The sequence below is a fragment of the Streptomyces sp. NBC_01268 genome (assembly GCF_036240795.1).
GTDB lineage: Bacteria > Actinomycetota > Actinomycetes > Streptomycetales > Streptomycetaceae > Streptomyces.
In genome coordinates this window covers 831,264-853,299 of the sequence record NZ_CP108454.1, presented here as the reverse complement: position 1 = coordinate 853,299, position 22,036 = coordinate 831,264, and the positions used below count along the sequence as shown (strand labels likewise).

Here is a 22,036-nt window from a genome sequence, read left to right as displayed (position 1 = left end):
GCCTGCACCCCCGCCCGTGGGAGGGGCGGGGGTGCGGGTCCGGTGGAGGCGCGGTCACCTCTTCACGGTGTCGTCCGTCTTCAGATCGGCGACGGCCTCGTCGAAGTCGTCGACCTGGTCGGGGCAGTAGACCTGGAGCACGATCCGTTCGGCGTCCACGGCCTTGGTGTCGGCGATGATCGGACGGCTGCCGGGGCCCGTGGCGCCGTTGGAGAGCTGCTGGATCCGGTAGAGCGCCGTCTTCAGGGCGCTGCCCGGGTCCTCGCAGACCTGGCCGCCGTCCGTGCCGAGCAGGCGCTGGACGGTGTCCGTGTCGGGGGCCGGGTAGCCGGCCTTCACCAGCTCCTGGCTGAGCTGGTCGGCCTTCTTCTGGCTCTCGTTCGTCCGCTTGAAGCTGCTGTAGCGCACGAGACCGGCGATCAGCAGACCCACCAGGATGACGATGGCGCCCCAGTAGATCACCTTGTGCTCGGAGGCGAAGCGGGTCGGGCTCATGACGCGTCTCCCTCGCTGGCGCCCTCGCCGCCGGTGGCCGCTGCCGTGCGCCAGCTGGGCTTGCGGACCTTCAGGAAGATCCAGGGGATGAGGAGGCCGAGCACCAGGAGTCCGCACGCGATGAACAGGACGTACGCGAGCACGCTGCTGCCGCCGAACTGCGAGGGCGGCACGAAGCCGATCGCCATCGCCGCCAGCGAGGCCACCAGGCCTACGGTGCAGACCAGGCCGAGCATCGGCACGCGGTAGCCGCGCGGGTGGTCGGGCTTGTTCCTCCGCAGCCGCATCGCGGCCACGAACATCAGCAGGTAGACGATGAGGTAGACCTGGGTGGTGATGGTCGAGAAGATCCAGTAGACGCTGGAGACGTTCGGGATCAGCGCGTACATGAGGGCGATGACCGAGGTCACGACGCCCTGGGTGACCAGGATGTTCTGCTGGATGCCGAACTTGTTCAGCCTCTGCAGGAACGGCGGCAGGTAGCCCTCGCTGCGGGAGATCTCCAGGAGGCCCTTGGACGGGCCGGCCAGCCAGGTCAGCATGCCGCCGAGCGAGGCGGAGATCAGCATGACGGCGGCGATCGGGGTCATCCACCCCACGCCGAAGTACGAGAAGAACGCGTCGAAGGCCTGCATGACGCCGGCCGTGAGGCTGAGCTGGTCCGCGGGGACGACCCAGCTGATGGCGAGCGCGGGCAGGATGAAGATCAGCAGCACCAGGCCCATCGCCAGGAACATCGACTTCGGGTACTCCTTCGCCGGGTCCTTCAGCGAGGAGACGTGCACCGCGTTCATCTCCATGCCGGAGTACGACAGGAAGTTGTTGACGATCAGGACGAGGCTCGCGAGTCCGGTCCACTGCGGCAGCAGGTGGCCGGCGTTCATGGGCGCGGCCGACGGGTTGCCCTGGCCGAGGAAGACCATGCCGAGGACGACGAGGACCGTGCCGGGGACCAGGGTGCCGATGACCAGGCCCCAGCTCGACAGCCCGGCCAGGGCCTTCATGCCGCGCGAGGAGACCCAGACGCCGGTCCAGTACAGCACCATGATCACGATCGCGGTGTAGACGCCGTTGGAGGCGAGCGAGGGATCGATGACGTACGCGATGGTCGAGGCCACGAACGCCAGCAGGCTCGGGTAGTAGAAGATCGTCATCGCGAACTGGCACCACACCGCGAGGAAGCCCAGCGGCTTGGAGAGCCCCTCGGCCACCCAGCGGTAGACGCCGCCGCTCCAGCCGGAGGCGAGCTCGGCGGAGACCAGCGCGGTCGGCAGCAGGAAGACGACGGCCGGCACGAGGTAGAGGAACACGCACGCGAGGCCGTACACGGCCATCGTGGGTGCCGCCCGCAGGCTCGCCACCGAGGCGGTGGTCATCAGCGCGAGCGTCACCCAGGTCAGCGTGGGCGGTGCGGCGGCACGCGTCTGCGCACGCTGTTTCGGCAGATCGGCCGGGACGTCCATCGATGCCATGGGCCCTCCTCAGGTGCGGCCGTGTGGGACACCAGCGTCGGCGGGAGTGCGGGCGGGCGCAGTCGGGGTCCGCCGGACGGGTGAACGACGGATCTCTCGGGCGGCGTGTCGCGCCGGCGCGCCGCTGGACGGATGCTGAAGGGAGAGGGCCGCGCGGCGCTCCCGCGTGGTCCGCGGGCACGAGCGCACGAGGAGGCAGGCCATGACGCGTCACCTGGAGTGGAAGGTCGGCCTGGATCTGGTCGAGGAGGGCGGCAGGACCAGGGCGGAAGCGCACCTGGACACCGGCACCTCGACCCTCACCGGCCGCGGCACCGCCCGGTGCAACCCGGCGGACGTGGACGTGCCGGCGATCGGCGACGAGCTCGCCGCGAGCCGGGCCATGAAGGATCTGGCCGGACAGCTGATGAGGGAGGCCGACCGGGAGATGGAGGCCGTGGGCGCCGACACCGTGCCGCGGCGCACCGGACCCGGATACGGCTGGCCGGAGGCGGTCTCCTGACGGAGCCGCCGGGCAAGCCGGGCCCGCCGGTGCCGGATGCGCACCGGCGGGCCCGGCCTGCGCCCCGAACGCCCGTGCGTCAACGCTGCGCCCGTGAATTCACCTGGTCCTGTGGCGCGGGGTCGTCACGGGGCGGTGGCATCCGGTCAGCACCGGCGGTGTGCGTGGGGGCGGTGTTGCCCAGGGTGGGGGAAGGGGCGCGGCGGCGGGCGCGGGAGCCGGTGGCAGGGCTGTGACGCAGGGGGTCGGCGCGCGCAAACCTCCAGGTCCGCGGTGGCCGGGACTCCCTCGCCGCGACTGTACGTGATCCTGTGGCGGGTGGTGGGCTACGGAGCGTTCCCGATCCCGCTCGTCCGCACCGCCCGCAACGCGGGGGTCGCGGCCGACGGGCGATGGCGCACCGTCGACCGACAGGAGACGTCAGCATGAGCACCCCTCCTCCCGCCCCGCTGCGGGTCGCCCTCGTCAACGGAAGCTTCGAGCAACCGCCCGTCACCGACATGGCGTTCCTGCCGGACGCCTCCCAGACGCAGGCCCCGCGGAGCGTCCCGGGCTGGCGCACCACCGCCACGGACCACATGATCGAGTTATGGCACTCCGGCTTCAACGGCGTGCCGTCGGCGGACGGCGAGCAGTTCGCCGAGCTCAACGCCAACCAGGTCTCGACCCTGTACCAGGACCTGCCGACCACCCCCGGCACCAAGCTGTACTGGCGGCTCTACCACCGGGGCCGGCAGGGGCAGGACACCATGGCGCTGGACATCGGCGCCCCGGGCGGCGTGGTCGAGCAGCGCACGTTCACCGACGGGAACACGGCGTGGGGCTACTACACCGGGACCTACACCGTCCCGGCCGGGCAGACCACCACCCGCTTCGCCTTCCGCTCCGTCTCCGCCGCCGGCGGCAACCAGGGGATCGGCAACTTCCTCGACGGGATCTTCTTCGGCACCGCCCCCCACGTGGTGCTCACCAAGACCGCGATCCCGGCCGGCCCGCTGGACGTCGGTGACGTCGTCACGTACCGGATCAACGCGCGGAACGAGGGCGGCGGCGCCGCCGAGCGGCTCGTCCTCACCGACGTGCTGCCCGCCGGCACCGCGTACGTGCCGGGTTCGCTGCGCGTCATCGACGGCCCCAACAGCGGGGTGAAGACCGACCGGGCCGGCGACGACCAGGCCTCCTACGACGCCGCCGCGAACGCGGTCGTCTTCCGGCTGGGCTCCGACGCCTCCGCCACGCAGGGCGGCAGCCTGGCCAACACCGCTTCCCTGCCCGGCGGCACGACCGTCGAGTACCGGGTCGTCCTCGGCCTGGAGACGGCCGGGACGCGCGTCACCAACACGGCGACCGCCGCCTACGAGAACCGGCTCGGCCCCACGCCGGAGTCGCTCACCGCCACGTCCGACGAGGCCGTCACCGTCGTCCGGCCGGCCGCGGACCTGGACGTCACGAAGGCGGCCGACGACACCACCGTCACCGTCGGTCAGACGGTCGCCTACCGGGTGAGCGTCCACAACGCAGGCCCCAGCCCGGCGACCGGGGTCACCGTCACCGACCGGCTCCCGGACGGCCTCGTGTTCCTCTCCGCCGACGCCTCCCGCGGCACGTACGACCCCGGGACCGGGCAGTGGTCGGTCGGCGATCTGCCCGTGGGCGGCCGCGCGACGCTCACCCTGCGGGCGAAGGCGACCAGGACCGGGCTGATCACGAACACCGCCTCGGTCACCGCCGTCGAGAAGGACCCCGACCCGTCCGACAACACCGACTCGGTGAAGGTCTGCGTCGAACCGGCACCGGCCTGCTGCGACCCCTGCAAGCCCCGCGGCTAGGCGCTCTCCTGCGCGGCGGACCCCGGTGAGGGGTCCGCCGCGCCCTGCTCCCCGTAGACGAGCCGGTCCACCACCTCCACCACCCCGTCCACGTCCTCGCAGAGGCGCACGAAGATCGGCCCGACGCCCTTGCGGGGCAGCGTGCCGGTCAGCGTCACCCGGCCTTCGGCCACGTCGATGTGGAGGGACGCGGGGGAGAGGCCGAGGATCCGGGTGACGACGTCCTCCAGGATCTCCTCCTGGATGGCCCGGTCCCGCCGCAGGAACAGCTGGAGCAGGTCGCTGCGGCTCAGCACGCCGATGAGGCGTCCCTCCGCGTCGACGACCGGCAGCCGCTTCACCCGGTGGCGCTCCATCAGCCGCGCCGCCTCGACCGCCGTCCAGGACGGGCGGGCGACGAAGACAGGACTGGACATCATGGCCTCGGCGGTGCTGGGTCCCTCCTTGGCCGTGTGACGGCGCAGCAGGTCGGCCTCGGAGACCACCCCCACCGGCCGGTTCTCCGCGTCGACCACGGGTACGGCGGTGATGCCGTACTCGTCGAGCAGCCGCGCGATCTCCTTGAACGGCGTGCCGGGCTGTACCGACACGGCGGTCGGCGTCATGAGGTCGGCGACACTGCGGTGCCTCATCGTTCGTCCCGTCCCTTCTCGACTCCTTTGTCCATGATCCCTCACGGGAGCCGGAGGACGGAGCCGAGGGGCGGTCGGCCCGTGCGACCGGCCGGGAGAGACGGACCGTCAGGGGGTCGGGTACCTCGTCACGGGGGGTGTCGAGCCGGGAGCTGTCGAGCCGGGCGGCGTGGACGCGGGAGACGTGGACGCGGGGGGCGTCGAGGCGGCCGGTTCGGTCGGCTTCGGCAGGTCGTACACGTGGTCCGGGGTCACGATCTCGGTGATCGCCTTGCCGAACAGGGTGCTGGGCTCGATCTGGTCGTGCAGGATGTCGGTGTTCAGGAGCACGACGAGGGTGGCCCGTTCCTGCGGCAGGTAGACGGTCAGCGACTCGTAGCCGGGGAGCGAGCCGTTGTGGCCGGTCCAGCCCTCGACCTTGAAGATGCCGAGGCCGTAGCCCGTGTCGGGCATCCCCGTCGGGGCGGTCTTCAGCCGCTGCGCCTGCGTCTCGGGGGTCAGCAGCGTGCCCGTGGCGAGGACCCTGGCCCAGGTGCGCATGTCCTGGAGGTCGGAGATCATCGCGCCGGCCGCCCAGCCCCAGGACGGGTTCCAGTCGGTGGCGTCCTCGATCTGTCCCGTCGCCGTCTGGTTGGTGTAGCCGTGGGCGTGCGGCTGCGGGAACTCCGCGCCGGTCGGGAAGAGCGTGTGCGGGAGACCGGCGGGCCGGACGACGTTCCTCGCGATGTAGTCGTGCAGCGGCAGGCCGCTGACCTTCTCGACCAGCAGGCCCAGCAGGATCGTGTTGGTGTTGCAGTACTCGAACTCCGCGCCGGGCTCGAAGTTGACCGGGTGCTTGAAGGAGTAGGCGAGCAACTGCTGCGGGGTGAAGGGGCGTCGGGGGTTGGACGTGAGGGCCTTGAAGAAGTCCTCGTCCGCCGAGTAGTTGAACAGACCGCTGCGCATTCCGGCGAGCTCTCGCAGGGTGATGCGGTCCCCGTTCGGGACTCCGGTGATGTACTTGCCGATCGGGTCGTCGAGGCCGACCTTGCCCTGGTCCACCAGCTGGAGCAGCGCGGTCACCGTGAAGGTCTTGGTCTCGCTGCCGATCCGCATGTACAGCCCCGGGCTCATCTGCTGCCCCGTCGCCTTGTCGGCGGTGCCGAAGGCGCGGATGTACTCGCCCTTGCCGGGCGCGGACAGCGCCACCATCACGCCGGGGACCTTCGCCTCGCTCATGACGCCCCGGATCGCCGTGTCCAGCTTCGCGGCGACGGCCGGGCTGAGCTGGGGGAAACCGTCCCCCGAGGGGGAGGGCGCGGTGACGGACGTCGAGGCGGCGGCCGGTGGCGGTGGAGCGGGGACCGTCACGCCGTACGCGGCTCCCGCGGCCGCCGGGACGGCCAGGGTGCCGGCGAGGGCCGCACCGGTGCAGAGCTTGCGCCAACGCGCCTGCGAGTACCTCACGGCAGCCTCCTGCCCGACGAGGGCGACACTCCATTCTCCAGGCTAGGCCCGCGCCCGGTCGCCCGCACGGCGAGCCCCGCGCACCCCCTCACGTGCGGAACACGCGCGCGAGCGCCTCGGCGAGGCCTTCCTCCGTGGGCGGGTGCAGTCGGGCCCCCAGGTAGCCATCGGGCCGTACGAGCAGGGCCGTTGGCGCCCGTACGGAGCACAGCCGGGCGAACTCGCCGCGCGTGTCCCGGTAGACCGGAAGCCCCGGCACGCCCACCCCGTCGGTGGACGTCCCGCCGGCGGCGAGCAGCACGCAGGCCCGCACGGCGCCGTGCGACGACTCCGCCGCCCGCGCGGCGAGTCGGACGAAGCCGTCGGCCGTCCGGTCGTCGCCGTACAGCAGCAGCACGTGGTCCCGGCCCCGCAACAGGTCGTACAGGCGCAGGGGTTGGGTGGCCAGCACGGTGGTGAGGCCCGTGCAGTCCGGGACCCGGTCGCCGGGCCGCGGGCCCGCGCGGTCCACGCCGGCGGCCCCGCCCTCGTCGCGACCGGCGGCGCCGGTCGCCGCGCCCGCGGTGCTCCCGTCCGTGAGCGGACTGCCCCGGTAGCCGACGAGCAGTTGCGCCTCGCGCATCAGCAGCGTCTCCGGGTCCTCCGGATCGGCCTGGACGCCCCCGCTCGCGTGCCGCACGGTGCGGCCGACGACCTCCTCGCCCACCGGGTGCCGCTCGGCGTCGTAGCTGGCGAGGAGCCCGGGGCTCGCGATCCCCTCGACGGCGAGGGAGAGCTTCCACGCCAGGTTGTAGGCGTCCTGGATGCCGGTGTTCATGCCCTGCGCGCCGGTCGGCGGATGGATGTGCGCCGCGTCGCCCGCGAGGAACGCCCGGCCCTCGCCGTACCGGTCGACCAGCCGGTGGCTGATGCGGAACACCGAGGACCAGCGCAGTTCCGAGGCGGTCGCCGGGCGGGGCGAGAGCCGGTCCAGGACCTCCTGGATGTCGGCGAGCCCCGGCGCCCGCGCGCCGCCGTCCAGGCCGTGGGCGACCCCGTCACCCGGTGCGGGGCCCTCGGCGCGGTGCGCGGAGAGTTCCGGCGACATCCGCATCGACACGCGGTAACGCCCTTGCCCCGGCAGCGGGATGCACACCAGGACGTCGTCATCGGCGCCGTCCGCGCCGCCCGGGCGCGTCGAGCGGACCGCGTACCAGGGTGGCAGGTCCCAGTCGACGACCACGTCGCCCAGCATGTACTCCTCGGGGAACGCCCCGCCCTCGAAGCCGAGACCGAGCTGCTTGCGCACCACGCTGTGCGCGCCGTCGCAGCCCACCAGATACCGGCAGCGGACCTCCTCCTCGACCGGCGGCCCCGTGTCACTGGCCGAAACGAGCCGGGCGGTCACGCCGTCCGCGTCCTGTCCGAACGACACGAGCTCCGTGCCCCGTTCGACCCGGGTCCCGAAGCCGGTCAGGAACTCCTCCAGGATCCGCTCCGTCTCGTACTGCGGCAGCGCGGCGAAGCGGTACGGCACCTCGGGCGGCAGCACCAGGTCGAACCGGGACCGCTCGACGCCGTCGACGTAGAGGAGCTGTCCGCGCAGCGGGACGGCCGCCTCCAGCGCGGCCCGCACGCAGCCCATCCGGTCCCAGACCTCCAGGGTGCGGGGCTGGATGCCGATCGCCTTGGCGTACAGGAGGCGGGCCGGCAGCCGCTCGACGATCCGCACGCCCGTGCCGCGACGGCGCAGCTCGGCGGCCGCGGTCAGCCCGACCGGTCCCGCGCCGACGACCAGCACGTCCAGGACGCCCCGCCCGTCCGTCCCGTCCGTGCGGGGCCGGGGCCCGCCACTGAGGGTGTCGCTGTCGCTGCGCATCGTCGGCGCCTCCTGACCCGTGGCCCTTCCACCATGGTCGGCCGGGGGACCTGGCGGCGCACCCGCGCGGCCCGGTCCGTGGCACGGGCCCGGCTCACGCCGGGGCGAGCACCGCGCGCAGTGCGGCGACCGCGTGGTCCCGGTGCTCGTCCAGCCACCGCACCGTCGCGTCGGCGTCGCCTTCGGCCAGCGCCGACATGACCCCGCGGTGCTCGTGGACGGCCTGCTCCCGGTGGATGCCCTCGGTGTAGTAGAGCGAGCGGTAGGCGTCGGTCGCGTCCCAGAGCGTGCCGATGAGGCGCACCAGGCGGGGCATGCCGGAGGCCTCGATCAGCGTGAAGTGGAAGCGTCGGTTGGCCTGGGCCATCGCCGCGACGTCCCCGGCGTCGGCCGCGCGTTCGACCTCGCGCTGTATCTCCTCCAGGGCGTCGAGCGTGCCGTCCGGCATGCGGTGCGCCGCGGTGCGCACGGCCTCCGTCTCCAGGAGCCGCCGGATCCGGTAGATCTCCTCCAGGTCCTCCAGGGACAACTCGGCGACGAAGTAACCCCGGTGGACGTGGTGCACCACCAGCCCCTCGGCCTCCAGCGCCTTCAGGGCCTCGCGCAGCGGGACCCGGCTGACGTCGAGCCGCGCCGCCAGGGTCTCCTGCCGGATCGCACCGCCCGGCCGCAACTCCCCGGAGGTGATGGCGCGTCGCAGCTCGGCCAGGACGAACTGCTGGACGGTCGGTGGCCGCCGCTTCTCCACCGCGCTGCTCATCGTCGTGACCTTTCGTCGGGGTTCGGCGTACATCCTGCATCGTGCGACGGACCGTGTGCCGCGTGTCGAAGCCTGTGGACGACCGGCCCTCGGCCGGGCGGACCGTCGACCGGGGCGGCCGCGCCCGGTCAGGCCTCGCGGTGCGCCAGTTCGGCCAGCAGCTCGTCGGTGTGCTCGCCCAGGCGCGGGGGAGCGGTCCGGTAGGCGGCGGGGGTCGCCCCGAGCGTGATCGGGTGGGCGACCTGTCCGGGTCCCGCGGTCCCGGCCGGAACGCGCGGGGCGAGTCCCAGGCGGTCGGCGAGGGCGAAGGCGGCTTCGAGGTCGTTGATGGGTCCGCAGGGCACACCGGCGCCCGTGAGCTCCTCGAACCACTCGTCGGCGGTGCGCCGCGCGAGCGGCCCGGCGAGCTCCTCGACCAGCTCCTCGCGATGGGCGACGCGGGCGGTGTTGGTGGCGAACCGGGGGTCGTCGGCGAGGCCGGGGCGCCCGATCCGCTCGCACAGCACGCGGAACTGCCGGTCGTTGCCGACGGCCAGCACCAGGGGGCGGTCGCTCGCCCCGAACTCCTCGTACGGGGCGATGCTCGGGTGCCGGTTGCCCATGGCGCGCGGGACGACCCCGGCGGCGAGGTGCGCGGCGGCCTGGTTGGTGAGCGCCGAGAGCAGCGAGGTGAGCAGCGAGACCTGCACCCGCTGGCCCTCGCCGGTGCGTTCGCGGTGCCGCAGGGCGGCGAGGACGCCGAGGCCCGCGTGCAGACCGGTGATCACGTCGACGAGGGCGACGCCCGCCTTGGTGCCGGTGCCGCCGGGGTCGCCGGTGACGCTCATGAGGCCGCCCATGGCCTGGACGAGCAGGTCGTAGCCGGGCAGGTGGGCGCCCTCCGCCGTGCCGAAGCCGGTCACCGAGCAGTAGACGAGCCCCGGGTTGGAGGCCCGCACCTCCTCGTAGCCGAGGCCGAGCCGGTCCATCGTGCCGGGGCGGAAGTTCTCCACGAGGACGTCGGCGCGGTCGACGATCGCGCGGGCGGCCGCCAGGCCGGCGGGGTCGGTCAGATCGAGCGTGACGGAACGCTTGTTGCGGTTCACGCCGAGGAAGTAGGTGGCCTGCCCCTCGGCGAACGGCGGGCCCCACGCGCGGGTGTCGTCGCCGGTGCCCGGCCGCTCGATCTTCACCACCTCGGCCCCGAGGTCCGCGAGGAGCATCGTCATGTACGGGCCGGCGAGCACCCGGCCGAAGTCGGCGACGACGATTCCGGACAAGGCGCCCGGAGGGAGCGTCTCCGGATGGTCCATGGGCATTCCGCTCTCCTTCGTCGGCGATCGGGATGTCCCCGGACCGTACGCAGCGGTCGGCGGATGTTCAAGACTGGATCCAATATCCAATCTGGGGCTAGGCTGCGGCACGCCGAGTTGCCACAGTCGCCAGGAGGCCGTCCGTGAAGTCGTCGCCGCAGCCGTCGCGTTCCTCGCAGTCCGCGTCCGTCCACCCCCTCGATCTGCTCGCGATCGACGGACTGCTGACCGACGAGGAGCGCGAGATCCGCCGCACCGTCCGGGCGGCCGCCGACCGCGACCTGCGCCCGCACGTGGCCGGCTGGTTCGACGAGGGCGCCATCCCCGCCCGCGAACTCGCCCGCACCCTCGGGGGACTCGGCGTCCTCGGCATGCACCTGGAGGGCTACGGCTGCGCGGGCACCAACTCCGTCGCGTACGGTCTGGCCTGCATGGAGCTGGAGGCCGTCGACTCCGGCCTGCGCTCGCTCGTCTCCGTCCAGGGCTCGCTCGCCATGTACGCCATCTGGAAGTTCGGCTCCGAGGAGCAGAAGCAGCGCTGGCTGCCCGGGATGGCCGCGGGCGAGTACATCGGCTGCTTCGGCCTCACCGAGCCGGACGCCGGGTCCGACCCCGGCGCCATGCGCACCCACGCCAAGCGCGACGGCGCGGACTGGGTACTCAACGGCACCAAGATGTGGATCACCAACGGCTCCGTCGCCGACGTGGCCGTCGTCTGGGCCCGCACCGAGGACGGCGTCCGCGGCTTCGTCGTCCCCACCGACACCCCCGGGTTCAGCGCGCCCGAGATCAAGCGGAAGCTCTCCCTGCGCGCCAGCGTCACCAGCGAGCTCGTCATGGACGACGTGCGCCTGCCCGCCGACGCGATGCTGCCCGAGGCCCGCGGTCTCTCCGGCCCCCTCGGCTGCCTGAACGAGGCCCGTTTCGGCATCGTCTTCGGCGCGCTCGGCGCGGCCCGCGACTGCCTGGAGACCGCCCTCTCCTACGCCGGCGACCGCACCGTCTTCGCCCGGCCGCTCTCCTCGTACCAGCTGACCCAGGCCAAGCTGGCCGACATGTCCCTGGAACTCGGCAAGGGCATGCTGCTCGCCCTCCACCTCGGCCGCCTCAAGGACGCGGGCGAACTGACCCCCGAGCAGATCAGCGTCGGCAAGCTGAACAACGTCCGCGAGGCCATCGCCATCGCCCGCGAGTGCCGCACCATCCTCGGCGCCAACGGCATCACCCTGGAGTACCCGGTGCTGCGCCACGCCAACAACCTGGAGTCGGTCCTCACCTACGAGGGCACCAGCGAGGTGCACGCCCTGGTCATCGGCAAGGCGCTCACCGGCGAGCAGGCCTTCCGCTGACCACCGGCTCCCACGGCCTGCCCCGGGGCGTGTCCGGCCCTTCCCGCCCGGTCAGGCGGGCGTGGCCGGACACCCCCTAGCCCGCGGTCACCCGGTCCACGAAGCCGTGCAGGTTGCCCATCATCCGGTCGACCCGCTCCGCCACGCTGAGGGACTCCTCCTGCCGGATGCCGCGCAGCCGGGGCTCCCGCCTGCCGCGCACGTAGAGCGGGCAGGCCAGGTCGGCGCAGACGTACGTGCCCACGGTGTTGCCCTCCCGGCCGCGGCTGCCCGCGAGCGGCGCGGCCAGCAGGGTCACGCCGGACGAGGCGTGCGCGGTCAGGCAGATCTGGCACATGCTCGACTTCACGGCGCTCGTCCGGCCCACCGCGGGCACCCGCAGGGTGACGCCGACCGGGCCGTCCGGGCGCGGCACGACGAGATGGGCGCGGAGCGGCGCGCCCGGGTCGACCCAGCCGAGGAAGTCGAGGTCGGGCCAGGGCAGCTCGGCGAAGTCGAGCGGCGTCTTCATCCGGGCCGCGTCGCCCTTCGTGCAGTTAACGAAGGACGCACGGATCTGTTTGTCGGTCAGAGGTTCCACCCGGGGACCGTACACACAGCCCGTTGCCCAGGGCATCCGGTTATCGGGCGCGCGGGGCGTCGGCCCCCGCGGAGGATCAGGCCACCCACTCCGGCAGGCCGGGCTCGGAGATCCGCGCCGGGGCGCCCGCCAGAGCCGCCGCGAGCCGCTCGGCCGCCGTCTCGTACACCTCGCCCGGCAGCGTGTAAGGGATGCGCAGCCGGTGCTCGTGGGTGCCGGGGTCCACCCCGAACCGGGCGCCGCCCTCGACCCGGATCCCGTGCCCCAGGGCCCGCGCCGCGAGCTGCGAGGCGATCGGGCGGCCCAGGTCGATCCAGAGGCACATCCCGCCCGGCGGGAGCGTCCACCGCCACTCCGGCACGTGCCGGGCGAGCGCGTCCACGAGCGCCTCCCTGCGCCGCCGCAGCTCCGCCGCCCGCTCGGGGAGCAGCGGGTCGATCCGGTCCATCAGCGCCACCGCGACCAGCTGGTCCAGGACGGAACCCGACAGGTCGTGCGTGATCCTCACCCGGGCCAGCTCCGTCACCATCCGCGAGGACGCCCGCGCCCAGCCGACCCGCAGCCCGCCCCAGACGCTCTTGCTGAGCGAGCCCACGCTGATGATCTGCTCACCCGTGCCCGGCCCGGCCGAGGCCGCGAACGGGCGCGGCGCCGGCACGTCCAGGGCGATGTCGGAGAGCGTCTCGTCCACGACCAGCCAGGTCCCGGTGGCCCGCGCCGCCGCGGCCACCTCCCGGCGCTGCTCCGCCGGCATCAGCCGGCCGGTCGGGTTGTGGAAGTCGGGGATCAGATAGGCGAGCCGCGGCGCGGTCTGACGCAGCGCCGCGTCGACCAGACCGCTGTCCCAGCCCGTCTCGGTGACCGGAACGGGGGTGATCCGCAGCCGGTGGTTGCGCATGGCGTCCAGGGCGTTGGTGTACGAGGGGTTCTCCGCCAACACCCGGTCGCCGGGCCCGCCGAGCAGCGCGAGGGCCAGCGCCAGGGCCTGCTGGGCGCCGGTCGTCACCAGGATCTGCTCCGGCCGGGTCGGCAGCCCGCGGGCGGAGTACCGGTCGGCGATGGCGGCGCGCAGTTCGGGCAGGCCGTACGGGTGGTAGCCCTGGGTCGTCGCGTACCGGGGCAGCTCGGCGGAGGCGACGGCCAGTGCCTCGGCGAGCAGGCCCGCCGGTGCCTCGGGTGCGGCGAGGGCGAAGTCGATCACCGTGCCCGGGTCGCCGTGGATCGCCGCGGGACCGATCGGCGACTGCCCCTCGGGGAGCGCCGTCCAGGTCCCCGCGCCCTGGCGGCTGTGCGCGTAACCACTCTCCCGGAGCAGGTCGTACGCGGACGTCACGGTGGTCCGGCTGACCCCGAGCGCCGTCGCGAGCTCGCGTTCGGCGGGCAGCCGCATCCGCAGCGCCACCCGCCCGTCGAGCAGCGTCTCGCGCACCGCCCGGGCCAGTTCCCGGTAGCCGAAGCGCCCCTCCGGCGGCGGTGTGAGCAGCGCCGCCAACTGGCGGCCGCTCAAGACGCGGTCCGCGACGGTGACCACGGAACGGACCACTCGACCCTGTGCCATGCCAATCACTCCTCATTGGCTCTGCTGTCCAGGCCAATAAGGCTACAGACTCCCGTCAAGTGGCCCGTGGTTCAGGGCCAGGGGAATAGCCAGGGGAGAGGAGCACGACGTGTCCGGACACTTCACCGACCGGGACGAGAGGGCATGGCAGCGGAGGGCGGAGCAGCGGATCGCCGCGCCGTCGGCCATCGGAGAGCGGATCCACGCGTGGATCACGTCGCTGCGGCGCACGGCCCCGCCGCCCGGCTCCGCGCCCGTCGCCACCGTCGCCCGGCCCCGCTCCCGTCCGCGCCCCTGCGAGCCGGCGTGAGCAGGATCGTCGTCGGCGTGAGCGGCTCGCTCGCCTCGCTCGCCGCCCTGCGCCAGGCCGCCGCGCTCGCCCGCCGCGACGGCGCCGAACTGCTCGCGGTCCTGGCCTGGGAGCCGCCGGAGGGGGAGGCGGCGCACGCCCGCACCCCTGACCGGGCCTGGGCGCGCCTGTGGGCCGACGAGGCCAGGGCCAGGCTGACGAGGGCCTTCGAGGACGGCCTCGGGGCCGTGCCCGCGGGGCCGTCCGTGGAGCGGCGGATCGTGCGGGACGCTCCGGCGGACGCACTGTGCCGGGCGGCCGACCGCCCCGGGGACCTGCTCGTCCTGGGCACGACCACCGGCCGGGGCAGGCTCGGCGGGCCGCGCCGTCGGCCGGTGCTGCGGGCCGTCCTGGCACGGACCGGGCGGCCCGTCCTCGTGGTGCCCGGACCCGTGGTGCGTCGGGGCGAGGCCCGGGTCCTGCGGCGGCACGCCCGTGCCGGTGTCCTGGCGCCGGGGGCGACCCGGACGCCCACTCAGACGATCGGCTGAGAGCCGGGCGAGCCGGGCGCCGACGGCGAGGTCGGCGCGGAGGCCGAGGTCGACGCCGGCATCGACCGGGGCGCCGATCCGGACACCGACGGCGAGAGCGCCGACGAGGCGGAAGCGGTGCCCGACCCCGTCGTCGTGAGGTCCGCCGGCGACGAATCCGACGCCGGTGCGGACGCCGGGGACGGCGGTGACGAGGGCGGTGACGAGGGCGGTGAGGAGGGCGGTGAGGACGGCGGTGACGAGGGCGGCGAGGAGGGCGGTGACGAGGGCGGTGACGAGGGCGGCGAGGAGGGCGGTGACGAGGGAGGCGAGGAGGCGGGGGACGACGGCGGCGGAGACAGGGTCGACGGGCAGGGCGACGGCGTCACGCCGTTTCTCGGGGTCGGCGTCTCCGTGCCCGTGACCGTCACGCATGGCACCGGGGAGCTCGGCGACGTCGACGGAGACGTGGAACGGGACGGGGACGTGGACCTCGACGGGGTGGGTGTCGGGGGCGGCGGGGGTGTCGTGTGCCGGTCGTGGTGCCCGGTGTCGCCCGGCTTCCGCGCGATCCAGCGGTCGTCGTGCGGGTCGTAGATCACGAAGATGTTGATCACGGTCACCGACGGCTGCACGACCACCGTGTTGCTCGTCCGGTAGCCGGGCCAGACCGGGCCGACCGGCTTCGGCGCGGACTGCGCGACCGGCGGCGTCAGCGGGTTGCCGCAGGCGCACCGCACCCGGGGCACCCCGTGGTCGTCGACCAGGACGGCGGTGCCGGCCTGGAGCACGGACTGGAACTGCGTCGCGGAGCCGTCCCGGAAGCCGTGGTTGGTGACGCGGGTGTCCACCCGCAGCTGAAGCGAGGTCAGGGAGCGCAGATAGCCCGGGACCTCGTTGGCCGAGATGCCGACGACCTTCGCGAAGGCCGCGTTCTTCGGCGGCTCGTCCGCCAGGAAGCGGATCTGCCGCTCGACGTCGCAGCTCGCCGTCCGGTGCGTGCCGCCGTACAGGCCCGGGGCCGAACCCGACACGCTGCGCGTGACGTTGGTGTCGGGGCCGGTCCCTTCGGGCAGCGGGACGGGCGACATGGAGGCACCGGTCGAGCGGGACGTCGACTGGGTGAACGGGTCGGGGCCGGACGCGGCCGCGTTCTGCAGGAACACCTCGCCGCCCCCGCCGCCCGCCTCGTTCTTGCCGCCGCCGCTGTCTCCGCGGGTGAGGACGACGACGAGCGCGATGGCCGCCACCAGGACCGCGGTGATCGAGGCGACCTTGGGCACCGAACGCCACCACGGGCCCTTGCCGCCACCACCGGCCGCGCCGCCGCCCGTACCGCCGGCGCCGGAATCACCGGACCCGCCGCCACGGGAGCCGCCCGCACCGCCACCGCCGCTGGAACCGCCCCCTCCGCCGGAGCCGCCGCCCCCGCCCCCGCCCGCGCCGTCGTGCGGCGGGCCCGAAGGCGGTGGGGGTACGGCCTGCCCGGGGCGCGTGGTCGGACCCGAGAGGGGTCCTGAGGGCGGGCCGGCAGGGGGGACCGAGGGGGTGCCGGACGGCGGGTGGGAAGTCACGTTTTTCCCTTTCTTCCGTTCCGCGCCCATTGTGTGCGCCGACCGGGTGCCGCCCGCAAGCGGACGGCGTCCGGCGGTACTAGCGTGGGCGAGGTGAGCAACCGGCTCCCCACCCCACCCAGCCCGTCCTCCGCGGAACGCCCCCCGGGGCGGTTCGCCCGTGACGTGGCCCTGGCCCTCCTGGCGGTCGTCGCCGGCCTCCTGGCGATGGGCGTCGTCGCCGGCCTCGGGCTGTGGGCCGCGGGCGCCGCGGACCTCCCGGGCGGCGCGGGCGCCTTCGTCGCCGTCCTCGCCGCGGTGGTCGTCATGGCCGCGGGCGGCCAGGTCGGCCTCGCGGGAGAGGCCGGCGACCTCGCCGGCACCCAGGCCGAACTCACCGCCATGCCGCTCACCGTCACCCTCGTGGGCGCACTCGTCACCGGCTTCTGCTTCCTGCGCCCACTGCGCCACCACGCCGTCGCCCGCACCCGCGACCTGCTGTCCCTCGCCGTGCCGACCGTCCTGATCTGGCTGGCCGCGCTCGCGGGCCTCTCCGCGGTCGCCCGGCACGACTTCCCGATCAGCATCGGCGGCGGCACCTCCGAGGACATCGGCGACCTCGGAGACCTCTTCAGCGAACTCCTGGACGCCGTGAACCCCTCGGTGGGCTTCCGCACCGACCTCGGCCCCACGCTCTTCTACGGCCTGCTGTGGATCCTCGGAGTCCTCCTCGTCGCCCTCCTCGTCTCCCGCCGCACCCCGCTGCCGACCCGGCTCGTCCGCCACCACGCGGCCGTTCGTCCGGCCGCCTCCGCGATGCTCCTGCTCGTCCTCGCGTACGTGGTGGTCGGCCTCGTGATCGGCGTCGTCGTCGCCGCGACCAAGGGCCACGCGGCCCAGACGCTCGCCGTGCTCCTGCTCGGCCTGCCCAATGTCAGCTGGCTCGCGCTCGGCGTCGGCATCGGCGGCTCCTGGGAGGGCCGCGTCGACGGCCCGTTCGGGCTGCCCATGCCGCAGATCCTCGACGACGTCCTGCGCGGCGGGAACGGCGGCGAGGACCTGTCCACCGTCGACCTGTCCAGCCTCACCTCCTACGACGCGCGCGCCTGGTGGCTGCTGCCGATCGCGGCCGTCCTGGTCCTCGCCGCCGCCTTCGTGGCCGCCGTGCGCTCCCCGGCGCGCACGCGCCTGTGGCAGCACTCCCTCCACCTCGGGATCGCCTTCGCCCTCACGATGCTCGTCATCACCCCGCTCACCCTCGTCGAGGCACGCTTCGGCCTCTCCATCCTCGGCATCGGCGAGCTGGAGTCCCTCGGCGGCGAGGTCGTGCTCCGCCCGAACGTCTGGCGGACCGTCGGCTTCGCCCTGCTGTGGGGCCTGGTCGCCGGCTTCCTCGGCGCTCTCCTCGCGAGCCCGGTCCGCCGCCGCGGCGAGGCCGACGCCCCGACGAAGCCCTGACCGAGGACGCCGGCCGCGGGGCGGGACGACGGCCCGACCGGACCTCACGGCCCGAAAGCGTCGCCGATCCGCCGGAACACCGGCCGTGCCCACGCCGGCGGCTCGGGCGGCGGGCCCTGCGCCGCCCGCCCGCCACCGCCGGTCTCGCGCGGCGGATCCTTCGCGCGCGTCCCCCGCTCCAGCGCCGCCCGCAGCTCGGTCACGAACTCCAGGCACGTGCCGTACCGCTCCTCGGGCGCCTTCGCCAGCGCCTTCGCGAGCACCGTGTCAGCCGCCTCCGGCAGCCCGTCCCGCACCTCCGACAGCGGCGGCGGCGGATCGTACTGCTGCGCCCACAGCACCGCGATGTCGTCGTCCCGGCGGAACGGCACCACCCCGGTCAGCATCTCGAAGACCACGCAGCCCAGGCTGTAGACGTCGCAACGGCCGTCCACCGGCTTGCCGGAGATCTGCTCGGGCGCCACGTAGTCGAGCGTGCCGACGAACTGCCCCACCGTCGTGAACCCCGTCAGGGACAGCGACTTCTTCGTCAGGCCGAAGTCGGTCAGGTACACGTGCTCCGGATGGTCCCGGTCGGTGCCCTCGGCCACCAGGATGTTGCCCGGCTTCACGTCCCGGTGCACCAGGTCGTGGGCGTGCGCCGCGTCCAGGGCGGACGCCACCTGGATCGCGATCCGGCCCGTCGTCACCGGGTCCAGCGCGCCCTCGCGGTCCTCCAGGGCCCGCAGGTCCTGCCCCGGCACGTACCGCATCGCGATGTACAGCAGGCCCTCCGTCTCGCCCGCCTCGAAGACCGGCACGATGTGCGGGTGGTCGATCGCCGCGGCCACCCGCGACTCGTGCGCGAAACGCCTGCGGAAGGTGTCGTCGCGCGCCAGCTCCGGAGCGAGCAGCTTGAGGGCCACGGTCCGCTCCAGGTTCAGGTCATGGGCCCGGTAGACCACCGCCATGCCGCCGCGCCCGATCTCCTCCTCGACCCGGTAGCCCGCGATCCGCTTGCCGATGAGCCCCGAGTCACGACCGACCGGCAACCGGGCGTAGCCGCCCGTATCGGGGACCGCGCCGGGGGCGGTGTCCGTGGGGCCGCCGGGAGTCCGGCCCGGCGGTGAGTCCGGAGGTGTGTCCGGTGGCAGGTCAGGGGCCGTCATCGGCCTTCACCCGGTCCGTCCGGCGCATCAGGGCCGTCCGGTCCGTCCGGGCCGTCCGGTCCATCAGATCCGTCAGGGCCGTCCGGTCGTCTCACCACCCGGGTGCGCGACGTCGGGTCGGGAGGTCCGGCGTCGAGCTGGGGCACGATCTGCGTCGGCTCGTGCGGGGCCACCGGAGTCAGCGGCGACTGAGGGGGCTGCGGCGACTGGGGCCCGCCGGATCCATCGCTCCCGTTGCCGCCATCGCCTCCGTGGCCTCCGTCGGTTCGCTCGCCTCGCCCAGCCGCCTGCGGCACCGGCACCCCGGCGCCCGACACCGACACCGGCGCCGGTGCCGCGGCCGAGGGCCCCGCCGAGGCCGCGTACGTGCTCAGGCCGGTCCCGTCGCAGTACAGCCACCGCTCGTGCTCGGCGTCGTACAGCCACAGCGACTCGCCGTCGACGACCATCCCCACCCGCAGTCCGCGGGTGCGCCGCCGGAACGTCTCGCCGTCCGCCCGCCCGCCGGCCAGCTCCTCCGCCGCGCGCCGGTAGCGGCCCAGGGCGTCCTCCGCGCGGGCGATCAGCGGCCGCGGATCGGCCGTGCGGGCGAGCGGGCGGCCCGCCGCGGGCGGATCGTCCGGCACGGAGACGAGGAGGCGGGCGTCGACCCAGGCCGACCAGCCGTTGGAGCACAGGATGCGCCCCCAGTCGCCCACCCGGTCCAGCAGCCGCACCGGAAGGAACGCGTCGAGCGGGACGGTCGGCAGCCCCGGATCGGGCGACTCCCAGGCGGGCAGCCCGTCGCGCGGCACCACGTGCGTGGGCCGGAAGTCGGGCACGTACGCGTAGTCGGAATCCGGTACGACGCTGTTCACGGCACGCTACCTCCGCATGACGACCGGCTCGTGCCGGCGCAGCAGCCGGGCGACGACGAAGCCGAGGACGACGCAGAGCACCACCAGCATCCCCATGTCGAAGAGCCAGGCGCCCACGGTGTGGTTCATCAGCGGGTCCGCCGTCTTCTCGCTCGGCGCGACGGCCCCGATGTCGATGGTCGCCCCCATCGCCGCGAACGCCCAGCGGGACGGCACCAGCCAGGCCAACTGCTCCAGGACCGGCGTCCCCCGGACGTTCAGCAGGGCCCCGCAGAACACCACCTGCACGATCGCCAGGAGGACGAGCAGCGGCATCGTCACCTCCTCCTTGCGCACCAAGGCGGAGACGAAGAGGCCGAGCATCATCGCGGTGAAGGCGAGCAGGGCGACGGCCAGGGTGAGCTCCACCAGCGGGGGCATCAGCACCCCCTTGCCGTCCGGCACGTTCAGCGGCACGCCGATCAGCGCGACCAGCGTCAGGACCACGGCCTGCACGATCGTGATCGCCCCGAGGACCACCACCTTGGACATGAGGTACGCCGAGCGCGACAGCCCGACGGCTCTCTCCCGGCGGTAGATGGTGCGCTCCTTGACCAGCTCCCGCACGGCGTTCGCGGCCCCGGTGAGCACACCGCCGACGCACAGGATCAGCAGGACGTTCAGCGTCGACTCGGGGCCGAGGCTGCCCTCCGACAGCGCCCGCGCCATCGCGCCCATGACGAACGGCAGCGCGATCATGATGGCGAGGAAGGTCCGGTCGGCGGCCAGGGCGGCCGTGTAGCGGCGCACCAGCGTCCGCAGCTGCGACCACCAGCTCTGGGCCTTCGGCGGCGGCGCGGGGGCGGTCGGAGCGCCGGGGGTGGCGGGTCCGGGCCGCTCCATGGCCTCGTCGATGTACTGCCGGTGGAAGCGCGAGGCACGGTACTGGCCGGCCCAGTCGCGGTCCCGGTCGTTCTCGAAGGCCTCGAACGCCTCCGGCCACTGGTCGAAGCCGAAGAAGCCGAGCGTCTCGTCGGGCGGGCCGTAGTAGGCGACCCGGCCGCCCGGCGCGAGGACGAGCAGCCGGTCGCAGACGTCCAGGCTCAGCACGCTGTGCGTGACGACGATGACGGTGCGCCCGTCGTCGGCGAGGCCGCGCAGCATGTGCATCACCGAACGGTCCATGCCCGGGTCGAGACCGGAGGTCGGCTCGTCCAGGAAGAGCAGCGAGGGCTTGGTGAGCAGCTCCAGGGCCACACTGACCCGTTTGCGCTGCCCTCCGGAGAGGCTGTGGATCGGCTGCCCCGCCCGCTCCACCAGACCCAGCTCCCCGATCACCTCGTCCACCCGCGCGCGCCGCTCGTCCGCCGCCGTGTCCTCGGGGAAGCGCAGCTCGGCGGCGTACGAGAGGGCCCGGCGCACGGTGAGCTGGAGGTGCAGGATGTCGTCCTGCGGGACGAGGCCGATGCGCTGGCGCAGCTCCGCGTAGTCCCGGTACAGGTCGCGGCCGTCGTAGAGCACGGTGCCCCGGTCGGCGGGCCGCTGCCCGGTGAGCGCCCCGAGCAGGGTCGACTTGCCCGCGCCGGACGGGCCGACGACGGCCAGCAGGCACTTCTGGCCGACCGGGAACGAGACGTCGTCGAGCAGGGTCTTGCGGCCGTGGTCGACGGTGACGGCGAGCTGGGCCACGTCGAGGGAGACCTCGCCGGTGTCGGTGAACTCGACGAGGTCGCCGCCGATGAGGCAGAACGCGCAGTGCCCGATGCCGACGATGTCCTCCGCCGTCACCCGGGCCCGGTCGACCGGGCTGCCGTTCAGGAAGGTGCCGTTGTGGCTGCCGAGGTCCTGGATCCAGTACGTGCCGTCCGGCGCCGCCCGCAGCTCGGCGTGCCGCCGGGAGACCGTCAGGTCGTCGACGACCAGGTCGTTGTCGGGCGCCCGTCCGATCCGGACGCTGCGCACGGGCAGCGGCCGCACGGAGGTCGGCTGCCGGAAGGTGCCCGTACGGTCGGGATACGAGACGGCGGGCGGGAGGGCGGGCGCGGCCTCCGGCGGCGCCGCCGTCGACAGGACCGCCACCGGCCCGTCGGACGGATGCCCGAAGCGGATGACCGTGCCGGGGCCGACGGAGCTCAGATGCACCCGCCGGTCGTCGGCGAAGGTGCCGTTCGTGCTGTCCTCGTCCTCGACGGTCCACCGTCCGCCGGCCGCCCTCAGCACGGCGTGGTGCCACGACGTCCTGGCGTCGGCCAGGACGAAGTCGCTGGTGGGGTCGCGTCCGATGCGATAGACGCGGCTCGGGTTCATCACGGTCGCGTCCCCGCCGATCTCCAGGACCAGCTCGGGCGCGGCGGGCGCGACGGGCCGCTCTCCCATGACCGAATCTTAACGTCGGACGCCGGTCCGTGCCCGGGCGGGCCGCCGGTATGGTGGTCGCCCCGCCACCCCT

The 22,036-nt window shown here is 73.9% G+C and carries 18 protein-coding genes and 1 pseudogene; 6 read left to right on the top strand and 13 right to left on the bottom strand.

Translation table 11 applies throughout. The features are described from left to right. Positions 1 to 54: 54 nt before the first annotated feature. Both OG309_RS03615 and OG309_RS03610 read right to left on the bottom strand, forming a co-directional pair. A complete protein-coding gene (locus OG309_RS03615; protein WP_329418245.1) occupies positions 55 to 495 on the bottom strand; it encodes a hypothetical protein in 441 nt (146 codons plus the stop codon). Further along, positions 492 to 1,967 (bottom strand): APC family permease, encoded by a 1,476-nt coding sequence (locus tag OG309_RS03610; RefSeq protein ID WP_329418244.1) that lies wholly within the window; start codon positions 1,965 to 1,967, stop codon positions 492 to 494. The genes OG309_RS03615 and OG309_RS03610 overlap by 4 nt, the downstream gene beginning before the upstream one ends. A 202-nt stretch (positions 1,968 to 2,169) precedes the next feature. Between OG309_RS03610 and OG309_RS03605 the strand changes: the two genes are divergently transcribed. After that, positions 2,170 to 2,469, top strand: coding sequence for a DUF1876 domain-containing protein (locus OG309_RS03605; protein ID WP_329418243.1), 300 nt, complete (start codon positions 2,170 to 2,172; stop codon positions 2,467 to 2,469). A gap of 425 nt (positions 2,470 to 2,894) precedes the next feature. Then, positions 2,895 to 4,298 carry a DUF7507 domain-containing protein gene (locus tag OG309_RS03600; protein WP_329418242.1) on the top strand — a complete coding sequence of 468 codons (1,404 nt, stop codon included), beginning with the start codon at positions 2,895 to 2,897 and terminating at the stop codon, positions 4,296 to 4,298. Here the strand turns inward: OG309_RS03600 and OG309_RS03595 are convergent. The 5 genes from OG309_RS03595 to OG309_RS03575 form a co-directional block, all read right to left on the bottom strand. Continuing rightward, on the bottom strand, positions 4,295 to 4,930 hold the full coding sequence (locus OG309_RS03595; RefSeq protein WP_329418241.1) for a CBS domain-containing protein: 636 nt from the start codon (positions 4,928 to 4,930) through the stop codon (positions 4,295 to 4,297). The two genes, OG309_RS03600 and OG309_RS03595, sit on opposite strands and share 4 nt — an antisense overlap. Positions 4,931 to 5,038: 108 nt before the next feature. Next, complete coding sequence (locus OG309_RS03590; RefSeq protein ID WP_329418240.1) at positions 5,039 to 6,376, bottom strand: serine hydrolase domain-containing protein; 1,338 nt, start codon at positions 6,374 to 6,376, stop codon at positions 5,039 to 5,041. Between the two features lie 88 nt (positions 6,377 to 6,464). Continuing rightward, a complete protein-coding gene (locus tag OG309_RS03585; protein WP_329418239.1) occupies positions 6,465 to 8,234 on the bottom strand; it encodes an FAD-dependent monooxygenase in 1,770 nt (589 codons plus the stop codon). 94 nt (positions 8,235 to 8,328) lie between these two features. After that, positions 8,329 to 8,994: a GntR family transcriptional regulator gene (locus OG309_RS03580; RefSeq protein WP_329418238.1), complete on the bottom strand. Its 666-nt coding sequence runs from the start codon at positions 8,992 to 8,994 to the stop codon at positions 8,329 to 8,331. Positions 8,995 to 9,122: 128 nt separating this feature from the next. Next, positions 9,123 to 10,292, bottom strand: coding sequence for a CaiB/BaiF CoA transferase family protein (locus OG309_RS03575; RefSeq protein ID WP_329418237.1), 1,170 nt, complete (start codon positions 10,290 to 10,292; stop codon positions 9,123 to 9,125). Positions 10,293 to 10,429: 137 nt separating this feature from the next. Here OG309_RS03575 and OG309_RS03570 point away from each other — a divergent pair, with 137 nt between their 5' ends. Beyond that, entirely contained in the window at positions 10,430 to 11,635 is a 1,206-nt protein-coding gene (locus tag OG309_RS03570) for an acyl-CoA dehydrogenase family protein (protein WP_329418236.1), read from the top strand. A 76-nt stretch (positions 11,636 to 11,711) separates the two neighbouring features. On the opposite strand, the gene OG309_RS03565 is transcribed toward OG309_RS03570, so the two are convergent. After that, complete coding sequence (locus OG309_RS03565) at positions 11,712 to 12,215, bottom strand: FBP domain-containing protein (RefSeq protein ID WP_329418235.1); 504 nt, start codon at positions 12,213 to 12,215, stop codon at positions 11,712 to 11,714. A 76-nt stretch (positions 12,216 to 12,291) separates the two neighbouring features. Next, positions 12,292 to 13,773: a MocR-like transcription factor YczR gene (gene yczR, locus OG309_RS03560; protein ID WP_329418234.1), complete on the bottom strand. Its 1,482-nt coding sequence runs from the start codon at positions 13,771 to 13,773 to the stop codon at positions 12,292 to 12,294. A 109-nt stretch (positions 13,774 to 13,882) separates the two neighbouring features. Between yczR and OG309_RS03555 the strand changes: the two genes are divergently transcribed. Together OG309_RS03555 and OG309_RS03550 are read left to right on the top strand one after the other, a co-directional pair. Continuing rightward, complete coding sequence (locus OG309_RS03555; RefSeq protein WP_329418233.1) at positions 13,883 to 14,083, top strand: hypothetical protein; 201 nt, start codon at positions 13,883 to 13,885, stop codon at positions 14,081 to 14,083. Then, positions 14,080 to 14,613: a universal stress protein gene (locus OG309_RS03550; protein ID WP_329418232.1), complete on the top strand. Its 534-nt coding sequence runs from the start codon at positions 14,080 to 14,082 to the stop codon at positions 14,611 to 14,613. Before OG309_RS03555 ends, OG309_RS03550 begins: the two co-directional genes overlap by 4 nt. A gap of 179 nt (positions 14,614 to 14,792) precedes the next feature. Here OG309_RS03550 and OG309_RS03545 read toward each other — a convergent pair. Further along, positions 14,793 to 16,166: pseudogene (locus OG309_RS03545) on the bottom strand (DUF6777 domain-containing protein); the annotation flags it as partial. Between the two features lie 84 nt (positions 16,167 to 16,250). Between OG309_RS03545 and OG309_RS03540 the strand changes: the two are divergent. Then, on the top strand, positions 16,251 to 17,603 hold the full coding sequence (locus tag OG309_RS03540) for a streptophobe family protein (RefSeq protein WP_329418230.1): 1,353 nt from the start codon (positions 16,251 to 16,253) through the stop codon (positions 17,601 to 17,603). A gap of 44 nt (positions 17,604 to 17,647) precedes the next feature. Here OG309_RS03540 and OG309_RS03535 read toward each other — a convergent pair whose 3' ends face one another. From OG309_RS03535 to OG309_RS03525, 3 genes are read right to left on the bottom strand one after another with little or no spacing between them, the layout of a single operon-like run. Then, positions 17,648 to 18,751: a serine/threonine-protein kinase gene (locus OG309_RS03535; protein WP_329418229.1), complete on the bottom strand. Its 1,104-nt coding sequence runs from the start codon at positions 18,749 to 18,751 to the stop codon at positions 17,648 to 17,650. After that, on the bottom strand, positions 18,748 to 19,608 hold the full coding sequence (locus OG309_RS03530) for a hypothetical protein (protein WP_402544931.1): 861 nt from the start codon (positions 19,606 to 19,608) through the stop codon (positions 18,748 to 18,750). Before OG309_RS03530 ends, OG309_RS03535 begins: the two co-directional genes overlap by 4 nt. Positions 19,609 to 19,614: 6 nt before the next feature. Then, positions 19,615 to 21,963 (bottom strand): FHA domain-containing protein, encoded by a 2,349-nt coding sequence (locus OG309_RS03525; protein ID WP_329418228.1) that lies wholly within the window; start codon positions 21,961 to 21,963, stop codon positions 19,615 to 19,617. Positions 21,964 to 22,036: the final 73 nt, after the last annotated feature.